The following is a 22,600-nucleotide window of genomic DNA, read 5'->3' as shown; positions in this document are numbered from 1 at the left end:
TAAATTTATTTCGGGGCGCATTTGCTGCTAGAATGCTGATTCTCAGAAAACCGCTTATTCAGGAGCTGAACAGAATGTCGATGGCTGATCGCGATGGCCTTATCTGGCTGGATGGTGAAATGGTTCCCTGGCGCGAAGCCAAAACCCACGTCCTTACTCACACCTTGCACTACGGGCTGGGTTGTTTCGAAGGCGTGCGAGCCTATAACACCGCGAACGGGCCAGCTATTTTCCGTTTGAAGGAGCACACTGACCGGCTGTTCCGTTCCGCCCACATCCTGAACATGAAAATGCCGTTCAACAAGGACGAGATCAACGAGGCCCAGCGTGCCGCGGTCCGTGAGAATAATCTCGACGAAGCCTACCTGCGCCCCATGGCATTCCTTGGCTCTGAGGGTATGGGGTTGCGTGCAGATAATCTTAAAGTGCACGTGATGGTGGCAGCCTGGAGCTGGCCGTCCTACATGTCTCCTGAGGCAAAAGAGCAGGGCATCAAGGTTCGTACATCGTCCTACACTCGTCACCACGTCAACATTACGATGTGCAAGGCGAAAGCAAATGGCAACTACATCAACTCCATGCTGGCTCTGAACGAAGCCATCTCGGGAGGCGCTGAAGAGGCTCTGTTGCTGGACAACGAAGGTTACGTTGCCGAGGGCTCGGGCGAGAACATCTTTATCGTTCGTGACGGTGTGCTGCATACGCCGGAGTTAACCTCCTGTCTGGAAGGCATTACGCGCGCTACCATCATCGACTTTGCGAGAGAGCTTGGCCTTGAGGTAAAAGAGCGTCGCATCACGCGCGATGAGGTGTATATCGCTGAGGAAGCGTTCTTCACTGGCACCGCCGCGGAAGTTCTTCCCATCCGTGAGCTGGATGGTCGCCAGATTGGTGAAGGTAAGCGGGGCCCGGTTACCGAGAAGCTCCAAAGTATGTATTTTGATGCGGTTAAGGGTAAGCTGGCCGATCATCAGGCTTGGCTGACACACGTCAAGAGCTGATTTTAGCGGATAGTGTCAATGCAACCGCCGGTGCTTCGCAGGCCCCGGCGGTTTTGTTATTCAGAATTCACGAATGAGCAGGGCAAGATAATGGCAGATGTAATCAAAGTTCCCGTATCCTTCGGCGAAGTGCTGGACAAGATCACCATTCTGGAAATCAAATCTGAGCGCATCAAAGACGAAGAGAAAGTAAAGAACGTGCGTCTGGAACTGGATGAGCTCAGCAAGACCTGGGACGAAGCTATTGCTGGTAAAGCGGATGATATTGCGGAGCTGCGCAAGAAGCTGAAGGCAATTAACGAGAAGCTCTGGGTGATTGAAGACGATATCCGGGATCAGGAGCGGGCGCAGGATTTCGGGCCCAGATTCATCGAGCTGGCCCGGTCCGTGTATTTCAGCAATGATGTGCGCGCGGCCATCAAAAAAGACATCAATCTTGCGCTGGGCTCGAAGTTCGTGGAAGAGAAGTCCTATCAGGATTACAGCTCCGGTCACTGATACCCGGCTGGTGCCAGGGTTGAGCGCTCCGATTTGAAATGTGGCGACTTCAGCCCTGGTGGCTCGCCACCCACCGGTCCAGAGTGTTTGTAGCCTCTTCTACCGTTACCAGCTCCATCGCCCCTTCATACTCTGCCTTTGCTCCCCAGCGAGCTTCCTCTACGGTCTTCCCGGTGAACTTTCGCAGCGCGTCGGGATAGCGATTAACGCACCATTTCAGGGAATTGTATGGGCCTGAACGGTGAGGGTTGCTGGCCGCGAAGAGGCCGAGCACGTCGGTGCCGACAGCGCTGGCAATATGTGCTGGGCCGGTGTCGGGCGCGACAACGAGGTCGGCGTGTGTCATCAGTGCTGTCAGCTGTTTCAGGGTGTCCTGGCCGCAGATGTTGTGAGCCTTGTGTTTCATGCTGTTTTCAATTGACGCGCAGTACTTTGTCTCAAACGGGGCCGGGCTGCCTACGAGGATTACGTTCATGCCGTGGGTTTCTATGGCGTGATCGGCCAGTTGGGCGTAGCGCTCTGCTGTCCAGTTGCGCAGGGTATGGCTGGCGCAGGGGCTGATCACGAGATTCTTTCGGTCTTGGGCCAGGTGGACTTGGGCAAACTGGTGGTCTGATTCTGACAGGGGAATTTGCCAGCGTGGCGGTGCGGCATTGAGACCCAGAGGTTCCAGGAAGCTGGCCAGACAATCCCGTACGTGTTGCTGAGGTGCAGATTTAATCCGGCGATTGATGAACAGGCTGTGAAGGTCCTTGCTGCGCGCTTTGTCGTACCCGATTCTGAGCTTTGCGGGAATGCACGCGGCAGCCAGGTTGGCCCGGAAAGCGACCTGCATATGCAGTAACGCATCGAATTTCCGCCCCTTCATCTGCTTCCGTAATTCTGAATAACCTCGTCGCCCGGCTTTTTTGTCGAACACAATGAACTCTACGCCGGGCAGGTCTCCCACCAGTTTTGCTTCGATCTTGCCGATAATCCACGTGATCTTTACGTTGGGTATCTGTTCCTGAAGGCTCAGAACCACGGGGATAACATGGGTTACGTCGCCGATGGCTGACAGGCGGAGGATGCAGATGGAGGCAGGGTAGGAAGGGGCTTTTTGATCCACGTTACTATCCGTTGCGATTCTTTAACCGGTGCTTATAGAGCTGATCGGGACTGATTGGTAAACTGTGCGGCATTCTAACGTACTGGTGTTGCAACGTCTCCCGTTGGGCGCTGACATCTGTTGAATGAGGAAGTACGCATTTGCGATTCTCTACCGGAAAACTGATGGCAACGGATGGGGCGCGTTTATTGGTCTCGCCTGAGTTTGATGGTGTGACTGAGGAGTGGTTCGATCCAGAGGCCTGGGGGGCAAGTGCGGTTCCTGTGGACGCGGGTGGCCGAGGAGGAGCCTGGTTTTTGCGATCCGGCGCCAGTGAGCTTGTGCTTCGGCATTACCGAAGGGGCGGGTTCGCGGGCAAGTTTGTTGAGCGTACCTACTTTTACTCAGGCGCACGTCGTACGCGCTCCTTTGCTGAATTTCATCTGACGCGTGAACTCCATCAGGCCGGATTGCCGGTTCCCAGAGTTGTCGCTGCCATCATCTGGCCCAGGGGTTGGCTTTGGTATCACGCCGCCATCATTGTTGAACGCATCCCTGCAGCAGTGAACTTTCCCGACAGCCCGAGCGTGGGTGACGAGAGCCTCTGGTTTCGGGTCGGGCAGATGGTACGTCGCTTCCACGACTGGGGGCTGGACCATGTAGACCTGAACTGCGACAACATCCTGGTGGCGGGGGATGACATTTACCTCATCGACTTTGATCGATGTCGGCGACGCAGCCTGTCATCATCGAATCGCTGGCGAGAACATAACCTCCAGCGCCTCAAGCGCTCGGTCGATAAGCGGATTGGACCGAAAGGCGACATCCGGACAGAGTCCTTATGGCAACGCTTGCTCTCGGGTTATCATGACGCTTGCGGTTGTGGTAGCCGCAACTAAAGCAGAGTTTGCTCCCTGCTTTGGTCGTTTTGGGGGCACTCGAAGGTCGTTTTGTGTTTATCAGGAATAGTCTGCATGCAGATGTACCCGGAATTAAAGGTGTGGCCGGTGTTTGAAAGTCGATTACGGGTACTGGTTTCCTGGGTGGCGATCGCGGCGATGGGATCGTACTTTGTTTTCTATGCATTAACGCCGTGGGCATACGATACGGGGCCTGCCGTCTTGTTGCTGATGGCGTTGGTTGCCCCTGTGCTGGGCTGGCGGAGCTTCCGGGAGAGCATGGATGGTGAAAGCCAGCTGATGATCTCTACGCTCCTGGGGTATTTCCTGCTCCAGGTCTCAGTGTTGATGATGCATGGAGAAGGGCTCTCTGATTTCGACTTGTCCACCCGCTATCTGGGTGCGTCTGTGGTGCTGGCATTCCTGCTCATGGTGCGGCCGATGGGAGCTAAGCCTTTTTTTTTCGCCGTGGGTTTGGGCGGAGCGTTGACGGGCGGCCTGGCTCTGTACTGGTGGGGGCTCGAAGGCTCCGGGCGCCTGCAGAGCTTCGATAACCCGATCCATTACGGTAACGGCGCGCTGGCTCTGAGCTGCCTCTCTCTCGCCGGTCTTTCTTGGGCATCCGGTCAGCGATACCGCACGCTTTGGAGCGCCTTGTTTCTTTGTGGCCTGACCGGAGGTTTGGTTGCGTCGTTTTTATCGGGGACTCGCAGTGGGTGGGTCGCGATTCCTCTCGTTATACCGGTTATTTTGTTTGCTTATCGTGATCGGATTCTGGACAAAAAGTGGTTGATTCCGGTTATTCTCTTGGCGGTGGGGCTGCTGGTTATCGCAATGGTAACTGTGGATGTGGTTCGGGAGCGTTCAATTATTGCCGCCCAGCAAGTCGAGCAGTATTTCGAGGATGGCGCAAACTATACCTCAGTTGGCTTAAGGCTCGACATGTACAAGGCGGGGCTGGCGGCATTCAGCGAAAACCCTCTGATCGGCATCGGTCCCAGTGGCATGGAGCGCAAGGTCGACGCGATGGCCAGAGCGGGCGAGATTCACCAGAACGTTGCCCATTATCGCCACCTGCACAATCAGTACATTGACAACATGGCCCGCTACGGTCTGGTCGGTCTGTTATCCTACCTGGCATTGTTACTGGTTCCATTTTTTCTCTTTCTGAGCAAGGCTCGTCACGGATTATCCTCGGTTCGGGCAATAGGGCTCGCCGGGGCGCTTTTCGTGGTGCTTCACGGGGTGGTAAACCTGACGCAAAGCATGCTTGAGCGGAACATTGGGGTCATGATGTATCTCTTCGTGCTGGTATTCGTCTGGGCTGTGCTCAAGGCTGAGGAGCGGGAAAATCAGGCAGCTTCCGACGCACATGTTGTTTGATGGTTATGTGCGCGGTAGTTTCAGAATCGTAGCGATCGGGAATTGGAGAGTCGAATTTTGACGATAACCTGTTTTTTGCCCTGCCGGAAAGGTAGTGAGCGGGTACCCAAAAAAAATATCCGGCCTATCGCAGGCCGGCAATTCGGATTGCTCGAAATCAAGCTCCGGCAACTGCTCGCCTGCCGCCAGATCGATCAGGTACTCCTGTCAACGAATGATCCTGACATCATCAGTTATGCACAAACCGTGGGTGATCAAAGGCTTGTGATCCGGGAGCGGGATGATGCGCTGGCGTCGAGCGACACGAGTACGGATGAGTTGATTGAATATGCAGGTGAGCAGATTCCTGACGGCGATATTCTGTGGACCCATGTGACTTCCCCGTTCCTCAATGCTGAGGCTTATGACCAGATGATTGGTGAGTACCGGCGGCGGCGGGAGGAGGGCTACGACTCGCTGATGTCGGTTACGGAGATTCGGGGCTTTCTATGGGATAAGGCGGGGCCTGTCAATTATGACCGGGCGATTGAAAAGTGGCCCCGTACTCAGACCCTCGAGCCGCTCTACGAGGTTAACAGTGCCGTATTCCTTGCCCCTGCAGAAGTATATCGAACCAATGCAGACAGAATTGGTGAGCGCCCTTTCAAGTACGTGCTGGATAAGATCCAGGGCTTTGACATTGATTGGGAGGATGACTTCCTGATTGCCGAGGCGATGCTTTCTGCTGGTACCGGACTAACCTAGGAGAATCCTATGAAGCCAGCAAAGATAACCCTGATTGATTGCACCTTGAGGGATGGTGGTTATTACAATAACTGGGATTTTGACGCAGCACTGATCGGCCGCTACCTGGCAGCAATGTCTGCCGTTGGGGTGGATGTCGTTGAAATGGGGCTCCGGTCTCTGCACAGAGATGGCTTCAAAGGCGCCTGCGCATACACAACCGATGAGTTTCTTGCCAGTTTACAGCTGCCTGAGGGCCTGAGTGTTGGCGTCATGGTAAACGCCTCCGAGTTGGTTGGTGCTGGCCCGGCATCAGGGCCTCTGGCGTCATTGTTTCCTGCCTCATCAGATAGTTCCCCAGTTGATCTTGTCCGCATTGCCTGCCATGTCCACGAGTTTGAAGAAGCGCTTGAAGCAAGCGTGTGGCTTCGGGATAGAGGATATCGGGTTGGCTATAATCTGATGCAGGTTGCCGATCGTGAGCAGTCTGAAATCGAGGCCCTGGCCAAGGCCTGTACAGGGTATCCGGTTGATGTGCTTTACTTTGCCGACAGTCTGGGCAGTATGGGGCCTCAGAAAACCTGTGAAATTGTGTCCTGGCTCCGGCGCTACTGGCAGGGTGAGATTGGCATCCATACCCACGATAACCTGCGGATGGCGCTGCAGAATACACTGTCGGCTATGGATGCGGGAGTCACCTGGGTTGATGCTACCGTGACCGGCATGGGGCGTGGGCCGGGGAATGCCCGGACTGAGGAACTCGCAATTGAGGTCGCCAGCGCCAGAAAGGCGACGATATCAATCGTCCCGCTCATGCAGGTGATCAAGACAGATTTTCGGCCGATGCAGGAGCTCTATGGCTGGGGGACGAACCCCTACTATTACCTGGCCGGCCGTTACGGCATTCACCCCACCTATATTCAGGAAATGCTGAGCGACTCCCGGTACAGCGAAGAGGACGTGCTGGCAGTGATTGAGCATCTCAGGATTAACGGTGGCAAGAAATTCAGTTTTGATGCCCTTGATACGGCAAGGCATTTCTTCAGAGAGTCGGAACGCGGCACCTGGAAACCATGTGAGGTATTGCAAGGCCGGGAAGTATTGCTGCTTGGCACCGGGCCTGGCGTTCATCGCCATCGCAGAGCCATTGAGTGTTTTATTCGCAGGACAAAACCGGTCGTTATTGCCTTGAATACCCAGGCAGAAGTTGATTCTTCGCTGATCGATTTTCGAGTGGCCTGTCACCCGGTCAGGTTGCTGGCAGATCAGCAGGCACATGCGCGACTGCCTCAACCTCTTATCACGCCGTGGTCAGCTCTGAGCACTGATCTGAAGGCGTCTCTTGCCGGCAAGAAAGTACTGGATTTTGGTCTGCAGGTAGAGGCCGGAACTTTTGTTTTCGGTGAACGCTCCTGTACTTTGCCGACCTCACTGGTGGTCGCTTATGCCCTGGCTATTGCGGCCAGCGGAGATGCCGCCAGAGTCCTTCTGGCCGGTTTTGACGGGTACAGTGCGGATGATCCGCGCACCCGTGAAATGAAAGACTTGCTGGCACAGTACCAGGCAACAACGGGGGCGCGAGAATTGCTGGCTGTAACACCAACCCGACATGAGCTGCCGACTCAGTCTATATATGCGATGTGATTGAGCATGCTTGGCTATCTGACTGATCGTCGAAAACGTAGAGACCGGTGGTGGCGTTACCAGGTTCTGAAGGACGCTTATATTCAGGATAGCGCAACGTTCCGTCCAGAGCAGGAAACATTGGCGCGCCTGAGCAAGGCCTTTCGTCGACTTGGATACCCCATGACGGAGTCGCTTCGGGGCTTCTGGCGGGAACTGCTGGACGTTAGCGCTGCACATCGTCCGGAACTTGCAGCGGGTGATAGTGAGCGCGTCGAGGCCTTTGCCGACTCGCTGGACCTCTCTCTGCTGCCAGCGTCTGGCTGGCTCGATTTGTTCAGGTTCTGCATAGGCCTGGGATTGTTTCAGCCGGCAGCGACGCTCCGCGACAAGGCGCTGCTCCGGATGATACAAGACGCTTCGTCGCCTGGTGCAAGTCTGTCTGAACGGACCATGGCCTGTTACGCCAGTCTGGAACTGGGAGAGCCCCACCGGGCAGCTGAGTGGCTGGGGATGATGGAGACGTCAGGTTGCCCGGCCCAACGCTGTTCACAGGCACGCTGGTTTTCAGCGTTGATGTCGGGCGCCCATGACGGTGGTGCAGACGGGCTTGCCTGGGGAAGTTCTCTTGCTGACCCTGAGTTTGCTCATCTGATCCGGGGTCGCCGAATTGCGGTGGTAGGTCCCGTGGCTTCAGAGGTGGAGTCCGGCCCTGATATTGACGGATATGATGTGGTGGTCAAGTTTGGGTACCGGGGCGGCGAGCGGGGACGAGATCCTCGCTTTCAGGGAAAGCGGATCGACGTCAGCTATTATAATAACACTCAGGCCGAGACTCTGGCCGGGGCTGATTTTGCGCCGGTATTTTCGGAGCTTCGTTGGGGTGTATGTCATAACCGGAAAGGTTGTTCCTTTTTCCGTCCTGCCCCTGACAACCTGAGACAGCTGACATCCCTGCAGTGGTTTCTGCCTGATACTCATCTGAATGCAGGGCCAAACGCCTTGCTGGATTTGCTGCGATTCAGGCCTTCAGCGATCCATGTATTCAATACAGACCTGATGTTGTCTTCGGGAAGGTTTGCCGGTTATCGGGAGAAGGGGAATGAAGAGACCGATTACACCCGCTCCTTCATCAAGACTCATGATCCGATCTTACAGTACCGAATCATGCACCGGCTCTGGTCGAACGGTTTTATCAAGGGTGACGCGCGCTTTGAATATGTTATGACGCTTGGTCTGGAGGGGTACCTGTTGGAGCTTCAAAAGGCCTACGGTGCCGTAAACAGGGTCCTGTTCTGATGACTTTCCGGTTTTATCAGCTTGGCCCCTGGCGGCTGCTGTCGACAGAAGACAAAAACACGGCTTTGTTACTTGGTAAAGCTATCCGTGATGGGGAACTGGAGCGAGAGCAGGTTTTCCGGGACAACTGGCGGACTTTGAGTGCTCAGGTTCAGATTGCTGAGCAGAGGCTGCTTCTGAAGGTCCCGCGGGCTCGGCATCAGCGACGTTGGGAGCGGCTTCTCAGCCTGTTTCGGGGTAGCGATGCCCTGCGAACCTTCCGGCACCTGGAGCAAATGGCCGCGATGGGCCTTAGAGCCCCCGAGCCAGTGATTGCTGGCGAGTTGCGTCACTATGGCATGGTGACGGATTCGTTTGTCTGTTACCGCTTTGTGGAGGGACGGCGCCCAGGCGGTACGGATGCCCCAGCCGTTCTCAGGGCCCTGAAAATGTTGCACAACCAGGGGTACCTTCGTTCCGACGCACAATTGGCTAATTTCCTGATCGATGATGATGGGGAGGTCGTGTTTATCGATTTTCGCCTGAAGCGGCCCCGGTTTTTGCCCAGACTTCAGAAAGCTCGGGAGCTGGACCGTTTTTTGCGAAGTTGCCCTGAAGCCCGGAACTATCTGACGAAGGAGGAGAGGGCATCCCTGTGGCTGCGGGTGGCTCACAGGCTTGAGAACCTCAGCTTTGCGCGGCGAGACTTAAAACGTCATCTGCGGGCTCGAAGGAAAGGTAAGGGTTGATGAAAAAAGCGGTGATGTTTTGTCCTTCCAAAGTCTGGGGGGGGATTGAGAAAAACGTTCTGTTACGTGCGCGTCTCCTCGGCCAGCAAGGCGTGGCTGTCTACGTTGTTTTGCTGAAAGGCTTTTTTGCGGACCGGTTTCAGGGGCTGGAGAATGTCACGGTTGTGGAGGTTCCCTCTCGCGGAGGTGACTTCAATATTTTTGTCGTTGCAAACTATGTCAGGCTTTTAAAGCGGGTTCGACCAGATGCCGTGTTTGCGGCCCTGAAGAAAGACTGGTGGCTGGTGACACTTTCTTCAAAATTGGCAGGTGTCGGGAACGTCATTCTATACTTGGGGATTGCCCGCCGGGTCAAAAGCCCCATCAAGTTTTTCCTGATTTTTCGACTGATGAACGCCATTCTTATGGTCAACAGCGATTCGCTGCGTGACTCGATGCTTCGGCACAACCGGTTGTTTCGGCCAGAGCGAGTCCGGCGAATCTATAACGGTTTTGAACTGCCCCCGAAAGATGGTCCGCATCTGTCGATCAGGGAGCATCTGGGCCTGCCGGAAGACAGTGTGGTGATAGGGTGTGCCGGCCGGTTCAGCCCTCAGAAAGGGTTTGACCTGTTGCCGGACATTGTTGCCCGCCTGCCGTCCAATGTTCATGTTGTTCATGTCGGGCAGGGCGAGTTTGAAGCTGAGATCAAGGCGGGCATCCAGGCTCGCCCGGAGTCCGGGCGTATCCATTTTCTTGGTTATCAGTCTGATATGCCTTCGTTCTTCCGGAGCCTTGATCTGTTTCTTCTTTGTTCCAGAAATGAAGGGATGGCGAACGTACTGAACGAAGCCTTGAGCCTCGGTGTTCCGGTTGTATCGACCCGGGTGCCAGGGAGTGAGGAGCTGCTCGACAACGGCCGGTATGGCATGTTGGTGGATATTGATGATGTCGATGCCATGGCGACAGCGATCACGAGTATTATTCATGGTGACACTTGTTTCCAGCCTGAAGAACTGCGGGCGTGGATTGCACAGTCGTTTGGTATGGATCGCATGATTCGGGAAACCCGGGAGTTGTTCTTTGGCGCTTAAGTATCGAGTCCGGGCTTTCAAAACGGACACCCTGAACCGCCTCCGGTATGGTCCGGATGCACCGCGTTATGCTGAGCGGGTATGGATCGACCCTGCGGCCTGCTCTCGTTACATTGAGGCGGCCGATCTGGCGGCGAGAATGGGAACCGGGTCCCGCCAACTGTCTGGCCGGGTGGTGAAAGAGTGGCCGAGGGATCTCGAGCAGTCTTTTGATCGCCATCCCAAACTCTCATACTGCTGGGCACACTGGCGTGACGGTCAGTCCTGGGAGGAAGCCGGTGCTATTGAGTTCATGATGAGCCGTATTCGGGTTTCACCCACAGGGATCACCGACAAATGCCGGACTCTGGAGGATGTTGTCCGGCGCTTTGACGCGTTGGAAGCGATCTGGAAGGATGCCCGGAGCCGTGGCGTGCTTGCGTCACAGGGGGAGTTGCATCCGGAGAATTTCAGAGAGGTCGGAGGTATCCTGATGCACCTGGCCCCCGGCGGGGAACCGGTTTTCTCCGGTGCAGGGTGTCATCGGTTTGCCATCGCAATGTTGCTTGGAGTGCCGTTTCCAGCTCAGCTTGGTTGCGTTCATGTTTCGGCATTGCCTGTGTTACAGAGCCTGAGGCGTGAGGGATAATCTCCACACCGGGGCCTTTTGGTGAGAAGAGTGACATCATGATTGATTTGATGGGTTACAGAACCTGGTTGTTTGATTGCGATGGCGTTGTTCTGAACTCAAATCGCATCAAGACGGATGCTTTTTTTCGTGCCGCGGAGCCATACGGTGCCGGGTATGCTCAGCAACTGGTGGACTACCATGTTCAGAATGGGGGCGTGTCCAGGTACGTTAAGTTTCAGCGTTTTCTGACCGATATCGTGGGGCGTAAGGATTACGAAAAGGAAGAGCTTGATCGCTTGCTGGCGGATTATGCAGGCTTTGTGGAGCAGGGGCTGTTGTCTTGCGAGGTTGCCCCGGGCCTTGATCGTCTGAGGGCCCTGACACAACCGGCCCGCTGGTTTATCGTTTCCGGAGGTGACCAGGAGGAACTGCGGTCGGTTTTCCGGCAACGTGGTCTTGATGCCCTGTTTGATGGCGGTATCTACGGCAGCCCGTCAACCAAAGACGACATTCTGGCCGCTCTTGAGCGCGAAGGCGTGGTGGATTCCCCGGCGGTTTTCATCGGAGACAGTCAGTATGACTTTGAGTCTGCCAGACGAGCAGGCCTCGATTTTGTGTTTGTCAGCGACTGGAGTGAATCCGCCTTTGATTTCAAAGACGCCGACCTGAAACGGGGCTCGCTCGCCGAGCTTGTCAGCCAGTTTTAACGTTGTCGCCCCACTTACCATTCTTTTGCTTTGGTCATTGCCCGTGAAAACTACAGACGTTCATTCCGCCACACGCTTGATTATCCTGGGGGCGGGCAAGCCGTTCAAAGGCGAGCAACACAGTGTTCTCCGCGGTGCCGCCGGGCGCCGTCGAGTTCTGGACTGGTTGCTGCAGGCGATGCGCGTTGTGACACCGGAAACGCATTTTGTGGGTGGGTATCAGCTGGATGCGGTGCTTGAGCGCTATCCCGACCTGCACTACTCGGTGAACCCCCACTGGGAGAGCACGGGCGCTGCGGCATCACTGCTGGAGGCGCCGCTGGATTCCCGCTACACACATTATGTGTCTTATGCCGATATTCTTTTCAGGGATTCGGCCGTTGAGTCGCTGTCCTCCGCACCAACCGATATTGCGATGCTGGTGGATACTAACTGGCGCTGCCGGTATGAGGGGCGTTCAGATGAAGACCTGGCCCGGTGTGAGAAGGTCAATCTCCACGACGGCATGGTGACCCGCCTGGGGCGGGATATTCCGGAGGATCTGGCAGATGCGGAATTTGTGGGGCTGGTGCGCTTGTCGGGCCGTGTTGCCGATTATCTTGTCTCCAGTTCGTCGATACCGGAATCACTGAAAACTGGCAGTTTGAGCCAGCTGCTTGAATACCTGCGTATCCGTGGCTTTCAGATCACGGCGGTGGATGTGGGTGGCGAATGGGCCGAAATGAACGACGCCAACGACTTAAGCCGGTTCATACTGGGCACCAAAGCCCAGACGCTGCATCGTTTACAGGGCGTTGTGACCCGCAGCCGGATTGAAGATCAGGTCAGCTTTACGGTTGCAGACTGGCAGGAGAGTTCCGGAGCGGTGATGGCCAGAATCTCGGCTGAACTCACGCAGTACCCCAGGCTTGTGGTCCGAAGTAGTGCGCTGTCTGAGGATGGTTTTGGCGTTTCCAATGCGGGGGCCTATACCAGCATTCTGAACGTGGAACGACAGGATTCCGAAGCCTTGTTGTCCGCCATTGAGGAGGTGATCGCGTCCTATCCGGACGGCCATCCCGATAACCAGGTTCTGGTACAGCCGATGCTTGAGAAGGTCGTCGCCAGTGGTGTTGCGTTTACCAAAACTCTCTCGTCGGGTGCGCCGTATTATGTGGTGAACTATGACGATACCACTCGCAGTACTGAGTCGATCACGAGTGGTGCCAGTCGTGAACACAAAACCCTGGTTGTGCGCAGAGGAAGGCCGGCCGATCAGGTTGTGATTCCGGAGAATCTGGCGGGCCTGATGCCGGCTCTGAGAGAAGTGGAAGACCTCCTGGACTTTGACTCCCTGGATATCGAATTCGCGATTACTGAAGGTGGGCATATTCATGTACTTCAGGTGCGCCCGATTGCGGTTCAGCATGAGTTGAGTGAGAGCGACAGCTCCGACCTCCTGCTGGCCAGTGCGGTCGATCGTTTCCGCCAGTTGCAGACCCCAGGCCCATTCGTGGTGGGTAAACCGGCTTACTTCGGGGTAATGCCGGACTGGAACCCAGCCGAGATTATCGGGACCCGGCCAGGGCGTCTGGCATCGAGCCTGTACCGGTACCTGATACTGGACGAAGTCTGGGCAACGCAGCGTGCGGAATACGGTTACCGGGACGTTCGTCCCCAGCCTTTGCTGAGAATGTTTGCCGGGCACCCCTACATTGATATCCGGGCCAGCTTCAACTCGTTTATACCGAAAACACTGGATGACGATCTGGCGGGGCGCCTTGTCGATTTCTATCTGGACTGGCTCCGGCGCCACCCCCACTTGCACGATAAGGTGGAGTTTGATGTCGTGCCCACCTGCATCGCTCTGGACTTCGAACGTTGGCGAGAGCGACTGGCACAAGAGGGCGATTTCCCGGCAACGGACATTCAGCAACTGGAGGATGGGCTCAGAACCATCACCGCTGGTGCCATCGCCAGAACCGAGGCTGACCTAAGTCTCGTTCAGGACGTTGAACACCGCTTTGAGCGCTTCGCTCAGGCGCCGGGCGCCAGCCTGGAACAGGTTTTTACGCTTCTGGACGAATGCCGGCGAGATGGAACGCTGGTGTTCTCACACCTGGCCCGTAGCGGTTTTATTGCGGTGACACTGCTGAAATCGGCGGTGCACACGGGGGTGTTGTCGCAGGTTGCGGTTGATGAGTTCATGAATTCCATCCGGACAGTATCCCACCGCTTCACCGAGGATGTAACAGCCGTTGCCCGTGATGACATGTCCATGGGCGAGTTGGTGGGGCGGTACGGCCACCTCCGGCCTGGCACCTACGACATCACCTCGCCATCTTATGCGCAGAATCCGGATCAGTATCTTGCGCCAGCGGTCGCGCGTGCCAGGGCCGATGAGCCCGGGCACAACGTTGGGGCGTTGTCGGCCTGGGAGGAAGAGAAGTCTGCGTTTTCAGAGGCCTTGATCGCCATGGGGCTGCCGGTGGACATGGCTTCCCTTGAGCGATTCCTGAGGGGGGCTATTGAGGGAAGGGAGCGGGCTAAGTTTGTCTTTACTCGCCATCTGTCCCTGGCGTTGGAGTGCCTGGCACGTTTTGGAGAGAGCCATGGGCTGGATCGTGATCAATTGGCCGGGATTCCTCTGGAGGCATTGGGTATCCTGAGAGGTGGTCATATTGCTCCGGAAGAAGTGGGCTCGTGGTTAGCAGGGCATGCCCGGGAAGGTGAGGCGGTACTTCGTGGTGCCGCGATGGTGGAGCTGCCCCCACTACTGTTCTCGGAAGCGGATTTCTACTCATTTGTGTATTCAGAGGCCCAGGCTAATTTCGTTGGTCAACAACGAGTGGCGGCAGACTGTGTGGACCTTCAGGGCATCTCCCGGGACAGTAACCCTGGCCTGGAAGGAAAAATAGCCCTTATCCCCCAGGCCGATCCCGGTTATGACTGGCTTTTTGGCCATGGCATTGCCGGACTGATTACCATGTACGGTGGCGCGAACTCCCATATGGCCATCCGGGCGGCGGAATTTGGCCTCCCCGCTGCCATAGGTGTGGGAGAGGGCACATACGCAACACTGGCCAGCGCGGGCGCTCTTGAGCTGGACCCGGTGAACAAGCGAATTGAGGTGATACGTTAGAATGCGAATTGGCATCAGCCAGCGTGTCGACACTGTTCCTGCGTATGGGGAGCTGCGGGACTGCCTGGATCAGCAGTGGTTCCGGTTTCTGGAAAGCCTCGGTTTTATACCGGTTCCCGTTCCCAATCGGCTTTCCAATATCCGGCGGTGGGCCAGTGAGGTTGGTCTGGAGGGGGTGATTCTCTCGGGGGGGAATGACCTTGGTTCTTTGCCCGGTGCCAGTAACGTGGCGCCTGAACGCGATCACACGGAGGCTGAGCTGTTATCCTGGGCTCACGCCCATGACATTCCCGTGATCGGTGTCTGCCGGGGGCTGCAAATGATGAATGTCTGGCTTGGAGGGCAGCTCGTCCCGGTTTCCGGCCACACGGCGGTGCGTCATCCGGTGGTTTGCACAGCGACGACGGATGCGCTTTTTCGTGCATTTGAGGAGGTCAACAGCTTCCATAATTGGGGAGTTTCGGCAGAGGGTGTCGCAGAGTCGCTGATTCCCCAATGCCTGAGTGCCGAGGGTGAGGTGGAGGCTCTCCTGCACCATCGGCTGGCCTGGGCCGGTATCATGTGGCACCCGGAGCGGGAGGTTCCTTTCCGCGATGCCGACAAACATCTATTTACTGGAATATTCAGAGGTAAACCATGCAGACACTGATCTTGGCGGCGGGCCAGGGTACCCGGTTGCGCCCCTACACTGAAGACCGGCCCAAATGCATGGTGGCACTGGCGGGCAGGCCGTTGCTGCATCATCAACTGGTTGCTATGGCGCAGTGCGGGATCACCGACAACATCACCGTTATTGGTGGCTATCGGGCCGGTGATCTGGACACCCAGGGAGCAGGCCTGGTGATCAACCCTGAGTACGCCACTACCAACATGGTTCGCACGCTGTTCTGTGCCGCTGATCGTATGCGGCCCGGAGAAGACCTTCTGATCAGCTATGGCGATATTGTGTACCAGCCGAACGTGCTTCAGGCGCTGCTTGATTGTGATGCGCCGCTCTGTCTGGCGGCTGATCGTGATTGGCAACGCCTCTGGCAGTTGAGAATGGACGAGCCTCTGGATGATGCGGAAACGTTCCGGATGGATGAGCAGGGCAACGTCACGGAACTCGGTAAGAAGCCGAGTAGCTACGATCAGGTGCAGGCCCAGTACATGGGGCTGATCAAGGTGCGTGGTGATCGGGTTCAGGCATTCAAGGACGTTTTTGAGTCCATGGATCGTTCGGCTGTGTACGATGGTAAAGACTTCGATAACATGTATATGACGAGCTTTATCCAGTTTTTGATTGATGCCGGATGGCCGGTTAAGGCTTGCCTGGTGTCCAACGGATGGCTCGAGGTAGACACGGCAGAGGAGCTTGAAGCCTACTCTGCCATGGTGAGTGATGGGCGGCTTGAAAGCTACTGCTCGTTGCCCAGCTGAGCCCGGAGTGCGAAGAGTTCATTGACCAGCGACTGATGCGGCGCCAGCATACGCTGGACTGCCTCATCCCGGCCGATGCCGACGTTCAGGATGGATTTGCTGGGGTCGAATGGCGCTCCGGCCTTCTGCGCCTGAGGTAACCCCAGAAACCCGCAGAGCCGTTCCGCCTGTGCCGGGGTGTCCTCGACAAAATGTTCGAAGTTGATCAGAAGCATCTGCTCTGGCCCCAGGTGTCTGGCCAGAGTCTCAAGGCTGAGTAGTTTGGCTTTGAGGCCTTTCAGCACATAAAGTATGTCGTCTTTTTCGCTGTCGTCGAAAGCCGGGTCGGACTTCCGTTTGCCGATTTTCCCCTGGCGAACCACTTCTGCAAACTGATCCACCGGGTCCCGGTGGACGACAACGAGTTTATAAGGGCTGAACACTGCAGGCCAGGTGTGTTCATGCTTGCCGACCCAGATCGGTTGATTCCAGACAATGGCGCTTTTCCCGCCCACCTGCGCTTTTCCGACGGCCTGTAACCATTGATTCCAGTGAGAGCTGTCTGTCTGGGAGCCACCCCGGGCCAGGTGGCGACGGTATTGGGAGAGGTAGGCCAGCTTTAGCCGGTGGTGGGCCACTTGCTCCTTTAACGGCAGAGACGCCGGAGAGGCGCCTCGCAGAGCTTTCAGTTGTGCCCCCGGCAGTTTTCCGAGACGGGTTTCGGCCCACAGGCTGCGGGCCAGCCATTTTGCACGTTGGGCCGTTGGCGCTTCCAGCATTGATCCGATACGGCCGTTGCGCTTGAAGTCCGTGAACTCACCGCGAGGAACGGCGCAGTCCGGGTGCCCTTTCAGATAGTCCACGACAGCGCCGGACCCAGACCAGTAAATGCCGGCGACAAGAATGTTGAGAGGAGCAGGGGCGTCAGTCATTGGAGGCTTTCGTGTTCTTTTTCATGGGTTCCAGGAAGGCCTTGACCACCACATGGCTACGGAAGGGAGCCAGCCACTCGGGGTTTACCGTAACCGGCAGTTGCTGTGTCACTGAAGACAGTCCTGCTGCCAATCCCTCCGTGGTCCTCGGTGTCAGGTACGCTTCCAACTCGCCGGTAAAGACGTCGGTGACCCCACCTCGGCTTTCAACAGACATAATGGGAGTGCCGCACGCCAGCGCTTCGGTCAGGACAATGCCTAACCCTTCGTATTCAGACGCCAGAACAAAGAGGTCGGCCTGTTTCATCCACGGATACGGGTTCTTGCGTTGGCCGGCAAAGTAGACCTGCTCTTCAATACCTAGCTTCCGGGCTTTGTCTTCCAGTTGGTTGCGAAGATGCCCCTCGCCAACGATGACCAGTTTATGGCTGACCCCCGAGCGTGCATAGGCTTCCAGAAGCAGTTCGTGACCTTTCTGGGGGACCAGCCGGGCGACATTGAGAATGTAAGGCGTGGTGGGAATGTCCGGGTCAGACTCTGCTGCCAGCGTTGCAATCTGGCTAACCGGGCAGGGGTTGGTGATCACCCTGAGGCTGGCAGGCTCGATTCCGCCTTTTTTGAAAGCCTCAAGCGCAGAATCCATGACACCGGAAGACACGCAGGCCAGATGGCGTTTGTGGAAGACCAGGCGCCACTCCCATGTCTTCTGCCATAAGGGCCGGTCATAGTGGATGACGTTTTCCAGCACATAGAGACACCGGTCATCACGGAATGACCAGAAATACTTGAAGGTGCCTAATCCCCGGAAAATGATGCGATCAAAGCGACCGAATTGCTTTTCCAGAGCCCGGATCCGGCGTTTGAGCAGCCAGCCACTCAGCCAGCCTGTCCACATGAAATGGGATCTGGGTAACACCACGCCCAGAAGCACCCGGGAAAGCAGAAATACCGGAATACCGATCACCGACTTCATCAGTGCCCGGAACTGATCAAAATAGTGGAGCTGTACCCCGGGGTGCGAAGGGCTGAGGTCGTTGGGTTGATTCCGGCAGGACAGCAGGTGGCTTTCGTGACCCTCTTCGGCAAAGGCATCGGCGAGGTTGACCGCGACGCGTTCCATGCCACCCATTTTCAGACTGTGTATAACTACCAGAGTTCTCATGCCGGTCGCTTCTTCTCGATGCCATTCTCAGCCCAGAAGGTTTTGTTATCCTTCACGGCTTTCCGGATGGCTCTGTTCTTTTCCCAGATTTCCGGCTTTGAATAGCCCCTGGCATGGTCCAGGTGCAGGCACACGGTGCTATAGCGGATCTGCCGGGAGCGGTGGCCAAAATTCCACAAGCGTTCCCCGAGTTCCCGGTCCAGTCCACCGTATTGCATGTCCTCGTTGAAACCATTGACGGCAATGAGATCGCGGGTCCAGGTGGAGCTGTTCATGCCATTCCAACTGGCCGCAGCCGGGGTGATCCGGTTCATGAACTGACGGAACGCCCTCGATGGGGACAACTTCCAGAGTTTGTGGTTCCGGGGTTGGCCGTGGGCGATCAGCCATGCCGGCTTGAATATGTTGCCCGAACGGATGTCTTCGTCGGTGATCTTCTCCGAGACCGGCATGGTCAGTTTGATGTATCCACCTGAGAGAAACTGGCCAGGCCGGGCCAGATCGTGATGGGTCTGGACAAAGTCAGGTTCCGGGATGCAATCCCCATCCGTAAAGATCAGATAGTCGCACGGTGTTTCGCGGATGGCTTTGTTAAGAATCTGGCACTTCCGGAATCCGTTGTCCTCGTGCCATACGTGATCGATCTGGAGCTTGCCCCGTGCCTTGAAGTCATCAATCAGCGCCCGGGTGTCTTTCGTAGAGCCATCATCGGCAATAATCACCCGAAACGATGAGAAGGACTGACATTCATAGCCTGTGAGAACCTTGGCCAGCCAGAGCGGGGAGTTGTAGGTGGTAATCACCACGCCGATCGATTTTGGAGACATAAGATACCAGTGCCCGGAGGGTCCGTCTTGAAAACGGGCACCAGTATACACTTGCTCTGACGTGGATGCCTGTCAGGGGATGTTCAGATCTGCCCTGAGAGTCTCAGGTAGCGATCGATGACCAGCAAGGATGTCAGCCGTTCATGGGCAACGTTGCTGAATCGTGCGGCATAGTGCTGCGCATTGCGTATGATGCTTTTCGCTTCAGCGGGATTGTCCCGGTAGTACGCTATTTTCTGTTCCAGGTCTGAGAAGTCGTCTTTCAGTTCGACATAGTGGACGCCGGGCTGCAACGTGCCTTCCATGAACCAGGTTTCGAATCTGGGACGGCGCATCATGCAAAGTGAATTGGAAGCCATGATCCATTTCAGGTTGGTGGCGACATCAATGCCTTCAACACTGACGATAAACTGATGTTCCAATTGTTCCGGGATCGACATGAAGGGCTTGTGGTAAGGCTGGTCCTCGGTTTCTTTGTGCCGGACACAGCCAATGTCGCAGAGTGAGCTGTTGCCCCATTGTCTGGCAAACGCTACTCGCTCCGGGTGGTTGGATTTGCCTCGCCAGACGGCCACCGGGCGTTTCTGCTCAAACGCAAGGTTGTCTTCGACCTTGAGGTAGTGGCGCACGGTATTGAGCTTGAGAAGCACGGAGTGGGCGTTGTCACCTGTGGCATTGATGGGGCGGCTCTTCACGAACCGGGGATGTTCCGGAACTGTGGTGACATCGCCTAACTGGTAAGCAACCCGGGCCTGGCGGGGGAAGTAGCGGATGACATTGCGCAAATCAAAGTAATAGGCACTGCTTTTATTTCGGGGTGAGAAAGAGCGGATCGGTTCAGCATCCGGCGCTGGCGTGAAGGCCTGATGCAGCCGGTTGTAGTACCGGACACGTGCCATGATGTCTGAACGAGTGTCTGGTGACAGGCTTTCCAGTTCGGACAGCAGCCGGTCTCTTTGCTGCGACCACCAGATCCAGGGAAGCACGCCAGAGAGGGTATTGGCCGCGTAGAATCCGGCTTTGTGAAACCGGTTAAGGCGAATGTTCTGTTTTGCCATACAGCGTTCCTGAAAAACGGACACAAAAGGTATGGCAAACAGATGTAAACCGATCCTGTGACACCGGCATGACCAATCCATGGCAATCCGGTGACGCGTCGGCTAGCGGCAGATTTTGTTGGGGTAGTAGGGGTTCGGATTGCCGGGAGGACGGTGCCGGAGCCTTTTGTATTCCCATTGGTATTGTGCCGGGGCCATCCGGATGACCTTCTCTACCGATTGGTTCAGCGCGGTGGCAGCCATCACCGGGTCTGGATCGTTATTTCCTGGCACTGCATCTTCAACAATCAACCGGAACCCCTTGCCGTCAGGCAGGCGCTCAGCAAAGGTCACCAACACATTGGCGCCGGTTTTCTGCATCAGCCGGTTAACCAGCGTCATGGTGCGAACTTCGGTTCCAAAGAACGGCGCATAGGCATTGGTTTTGCCTCGTGGAGACTGATCAGGAAGAATGCCGGCGACCCCTCCTTCCTTGAGGATACCCATCAGCCGGAGCAGCCCTTTCCGGTCGCCGCGGACCAGTTCGGAACCCAGTCGGCCACGCACGCGGATCATGTAGTCCTCGAATTCCTTGAGGTGGGGCGGGCTGTATAAGGCGGCCATTTTATAGCGGGATGAGAAAAACAGTCCGGCAAGTTCCCAGTTGCCCAGATGCGGCGCCAGCAGGATCAGGCCCTTGCCGGAGGCGAGGGCCTGATCGACGCGCTCAAGCCCTCGGGTTTCGCGAATCAATCCGAAGCATTTGTCGACGGGCCACTCCCACATCAGTGGGATTTCAAGGGCGGTCATGCCGGTGTGGGCCATAGATTCCCGAGAAAGCCGCTTTTGCTCTGCCGGTGAGAGTTCAGGCAGGCAGAGGCGAATGTTGACGTCCGTGGTTTTGCGGGAGCGCCCGTTCAGACGCCAAACCAGCAATCCGCCCCAGCGGCCAATGAACTGGGCCAGGCCGAGAGGCAGCAAGCCTGCGATACGTAACAAACCGGCAATGAGAAAATACTTGAGCTTGCTCATGACCTGCCGTAACGATCCTCATAACGCACGATATCGTCTTCGCCGAGATAGGACCCTGACTGGACTTCAATCAGTTCCAGATCAATCACACCGGGGTTTTCCAGAGAATGGACCTGGCCGACTGGAATGTATGTGGACTGATTTTCGGTGACCAGATAGGTTTTTTCACCGTTGGTCACCTTCGCGGTGCCACTGACCACGATCCAGTGTTCGGCCCGATGGTGATGCATCTGCACGGAGAGTTTGGCGCCGGGTTTGACGGTAATTCGCTTGACCTGGTACCGACTGCCGTTGTCAATCGAGTCGTACACCCCCCAGGGGCGGTACACTTCCCGGTGATTCATGTGTTCGTGCCGGCCATCGCTTTTAATGGCCTCTACGACTTTCTTGACGTCCTGAACCTGATCTTTGTGGGCGACCAGAAGCGCGTCTTTGGTTTCGATAATCACCAGATCTTTTACGCCCACCGTGGCGACGAGTCGATTGTCGGCCCGCACTAGCGTGCTTTGGGTGTTGTGGGCGATCACATCGCCAGAGAAGCAGTTGCCGTTTGAATCTTTATCACTCACTTCCCACAGGGCAGACCAGGAGCCGATATCGCTCCAGCCCGCATCCAGAGAGACGACGGCAGCGTTGTCGGTTTTTTCCATGACCGCATAATCAATGGAATCCTCCGGGCACTCTGCAAACACGCGCTCGTTAACGCGGGTGAAGTGCAGGTCTTCGCTGGCATCGTCCAGAGCAGCCTGGCAAACGGTAAGAATGTCCGGGCGATGTTTTTGCAGTTCCTGAAGGTAGGTGCGTGCGCCAAACAGGAACATGCCGCTGTTCCAGAGGTAGTCGCCGGAGGCAAGGTAGCCTTCGGCGGTTTGCTGGTCCGGTTTCTCCACAAACCGGTTCACCTGAAAGCCGCTGTCTGCCAGCGCCGGGCCTTGCTGTATATAGCCGTACCCGGTTTCTGCATGACCTGGAACAATGCCGAACGTGACCAGCTTGCCCTGTTGTGCCAGAGGCATTGCCTTTCGGATGCCGGCCTGGAAGGCGGCGTTGTCTTTGATCAGATGGTCGGCGGCCAGAACCAGCATTAACGGGTCTTCGCTGTCGCCACGGTTTTTCAGCAGTTGCAGAGCCGCCAGGGCAATCGCCGGTGCCGTATTGCGGCCACAGGGTTCAAGAATAATGCGGGCGTCCCGGTAACCGGACTGGCGCATTTGTTCCGCGGCCAGAAAACGGTGATCTTCGTTACAGATCAGGAGCGGATCCGATGACTCCATCCCGTCTAACCTGGCCACCGTCAGCTGCAGCATTGACAGCTGATCATCCGTCAGTTTCAGGAACTGTTTCGGGTTCAGTTGCCTGGACAGCGGCCAAAGGCGTGAGCCGGTGCCTCCGGCCATAATGACGGGGTGAATCATGGGTGCACTCCGGTTAGTGAAAGTTGTCAGTTTGACGGATAAAAG

At 56.3% G+C, this 22,600-nt stretch carries 21 protein-coding genes; 14 read left to right on the top strand and 7 right to left on the bottom strand.

The window, feature by feature from the left end:
• Positions 1-74: 74 nt before the first annotated feature.
• Entirely contained in the window at positions 75-1,001 is a 927-nt protein-coding gene (locus K325_RS0116110) for a branched-chain amino acid transaminase (RefSeq protein WP_029655298.1), read from the top strand.
• A gap of 90 nt (positions 1,002-1,091) precedes the next feature.
• Complete coding sequence (locus K325_RS0116105) at positions 1,092-1,499, top strand: DUF6165 family protein (protein ID WP_029655297.1); 408 nt, start codon at positions 1,092-1,094, stop codon at positions 1,497-1,499.
• A 49-nt stretch (positions 1,500-1,548) separates the two neighbouring features.
• Here the strand turns inward: K325_RS0116105 and K325_RS0116100 are convergent, their stop codons facing one another.
• Positions 1,549-2,607, bottom strand: coding sequence for a glycosyltransferase family 9 protein (locus K325_RS0116100; protein WP_029655296.1), 1,059 nt, complete (start codon positions 2,605-2,607; stop codon positions 1,549-1,551).
• A 164-nt stretch (positions 2,608-2,771) separates the two neighbouring features.
• Here K325_RS0116100 and K325_RS0116095 point away from each other — a divergent pair, with 164 nt between their 5' ends.
• The 12 genes from K325_RS0116095 to K325_RS0116040 all read left to right on the top strand — a co-directional run bounded on the left by K325_RS0116095 (position 2,772) and on the right by K325_RS0116040 (position 16,171).
• A complete protein-coding gene (locus K325_RS0116095) occupies positions 2,772-3,485 on the top strand; it encodes a 3-deoxy-D-manno-octulosonic acid kinase (protein ID WP_029655295.1) in 714 nt (237 codons plus the stop codon).
• 75 nt (positions 3,486-3,560) lie between these two features.
• Positions 3,561-4,868 carry an O-antigen ligase family protein gene (locus tag K325_RS0116090; RefSeq protein WP_029655294.1) on the top strand — a complete coding sequence of 436 codons (1,308 nt, stop codon included), beginning with the start codon at positions 3,561-3,563 and terminating at the stop codon, positions 4,866-4,868.
• 42 nt (positions 4,869-4,910) lie between these two features.
• Positions 4,911-5,612, top strand: a complete 702-nt coding sequence (locus K325_RS0116085) for an acylneuraminate cytidylyltransferase family protein (protein ID WP_228128476.1) — start codon at positions 4,911-4,913, stop codon at positions 5,610-5,612.
• A gap of 9 nt (positions 5,613-5,621) precedes the next feature.
• Positions 5,622-7,235, top strand: a complete 1,614-nt coding sequence (locus K325_RS0116080) for an aldolase catalytic domain-containing protein (RefSeq protein ID WP_029655292.1) — start codon at positions 5,622-5,624, stop codon at positions 7,233-7,235.
• Between the two features lie 6 nt (positions 7,236-7,241).
• A complete protein-coding gene (locus K325_RS0116075; RefSeq protein ID WP_156836614.1) occupies positions 7,242-8,513 on the top strand; it encodes a hypothetical protein in 1,272 nt (423 codons plus the stop codon).
• Entirely contained in the window at positions 8,513-9,241 is a 729-nt protein-coding gene (locus tag K325_RS0116070) for a protein kinase family protein (protein WP_029655290.1), read from the top strand. The genes K325_RS0116075 and K325_RS0116070 overlap by 1 nt, the downstream gene beginning before the upstream one ends.
• Complete coding sequence (locus K325_RS0116065; RefSeq protein ID WP_029655289.1) at positions 9,241-10,314, top strand: glycosyltransferase; 1,074 nt, start codon at positions 9,241-9,243, stop codon at positions 10,312-10,314. The genes K325_RS0116070 and K325_RS0116065 overlap by 1 nt, the downstream gene beginning before the upstream one ends.
• Positions 10,304-10,942: a hypothetical protein gene (locus tag K325_RS18130; RefSeq protein ID WP_029655288.1), complete on the top strand. Its 639-nt coding sequence runs from the start codon at positions 10,304-10,306 to the stop codon at positions 10,940-10,942. Before K325_RS0116065 ends, K325_RS18130 begins: the two co-directional genes overlap by 11 nt.
• 38 nt (positions 10,943-10,980) lie before the next feature.
• On the top strand, positions 10,981-11,631 hold the full coding sequence (locus K325_RS0116055; RefSeq protein ID WP_029655287.1) for an HAD family hydrolase: 651 nt from the start codon (positions 10,981-10,983) through the stop codon (positions 11,629-11,631).
• Positions 11,632-11,674: 43 nt separating this feature from the next.
• A complete protein-coding gene (locus K325_RS0116050; protein WP_029655286.1) occupies positions 11,675-14,752 on the top strand; it encodes a PEP/pyruvate-binding domain-containing protein in 3,078 nt (1,025 codons plus the stop codon).
• A gap of 1 nt (position 14,753) precedes the next feature.
• Positions 14,754-15,401 carry a gamma-glutamyl-gamma-aminobutyrate hydrolase family protein gene (locus K325_RS0116045; RefSeq protein ID WP_029655285.1) on the top strand — a complete coding sequence of 216 codons (648 nt, stop codon included), beginning with the start codon at positions 14,754-14,756 and terminating at the stop codon, positions 15,399-15,401.
• The gene (locus K325_RS0116040) at positions 15,389-16,171 is read left to right on the top strand and encodes a phosphocholine cytidylyltransferase family protein (protein ID WP_029655284.1); all 783 of its coding nucleotides are present in this window, start codon (positions 15,389-15,391) and stop codon (positions 16,169-16,171) included. Before K325_RS0116045 ends, K325_RS0116040 begins: the two co-directional genes overlap by 13 nt.
• On the opposite strand, the gene K325_RS0116035 is transcribed toward K325_RS0116040, so the two are convergent.
• The 6 genes from K325_RS0116035 to K325_RS0116010 form a co-directional block, all read right to left on the bottom strand.
• Entirely contained in the window at positions 16,150-17,082 is a 933-nt protein-coding gene (locus K325_RS0116035; protein ID WP_029655283.1) for a sulfotransferase, read from the bottom strand. The two genes, K325_RS0116040 and K325_RS0116035, sit on opposite strands and share 22 nt — an antisense overlap.
• Entirely contained in the window at positions 17,075-18,244 is a 1,170-nt protein-coding gene (locus K325_RS0116030) for a glycosyltransferase (protein WP_029655282.1), read from the bottom strand. Before K325_RS0116030 ends, K325_RS0116035 begins: the two co-directional genes overlap by 8 nt.
• The gene (locus K325_RS0116025; RefSeq protein ID WP_029655281.1) at positions 18,241-19,071 is read right to left on the bottom strand and encodes a glycosyltransferase family 2 protein; all 831 of its coding nucleotides are present in this window, start codon (positions 19,069-19,071) and stop codon (positions 18,241-18,243) included. The genes K325_RS0116030 and K325_RS0116025 overlap by 4 nt, the downstream gene beginning before the upstream one ends.
• An 83-nt stretch (positions 19,072-19,154) precedes the next feature.
• On the bottom strand, positions 19,155-20,129 hold the full coding sequence (locus K325_RS0116020) for a glycosyl transferase family 90 (RefSeq protein WP_029655280.1): 975 nt from the start codon (positions 20,127-20,129) through the stop codon (positions 19,155-19,157).
• A 102-nt stretch (positions 20,130-20,231) separates the two neighbouring features.
• Positions 20,232-21,140 carry a lysophospholipid acyltransferase family protein gene (locus K325_RS0116015; RefSeq protein ID WP_029655279.1) on the bottom strand — a complete coding sequence of 303 codons (909 nt, stop codon included), beginning with the start codon at positions 21,138-21,140 and terminating at the stop codon, positions 20,232-20,234.
• Positions 21,137-22,555: a mannose-1-phosphate guanylyltransferase/mannose-6-phosphate isomerase gene (locus tag K325_RS0116010; RefSeq protein WP_029655278.1), complete on the bottom strand. Its 1,419-nt coding sequence runs from the start codon at positions 22,553-22,555 to the stop codon at positions 21,137-21,139. Before K325_RS0116010 ends, K325_RS0116015 begins: the two co-directional genes overlap by 4 nt.
• Between the last annotated feature and the right edge of the window lie 45 nt (positions 22,556-22,600).

Source organism: Marinobacter daepoensis DSM 16072, from assembly GCF_000421165.1.
Lineage (GTDB): Bacteria > Pseudomonadota > Gammaproteobacteria > Pseudomonadales > Oleiphilaceae > Marinobacter > Marinobacter daepoensis.
Note: the sequence above shows the minus strand (reverse complement) of the source record. Positions and strands in the feature narration are given on the sequence as shown.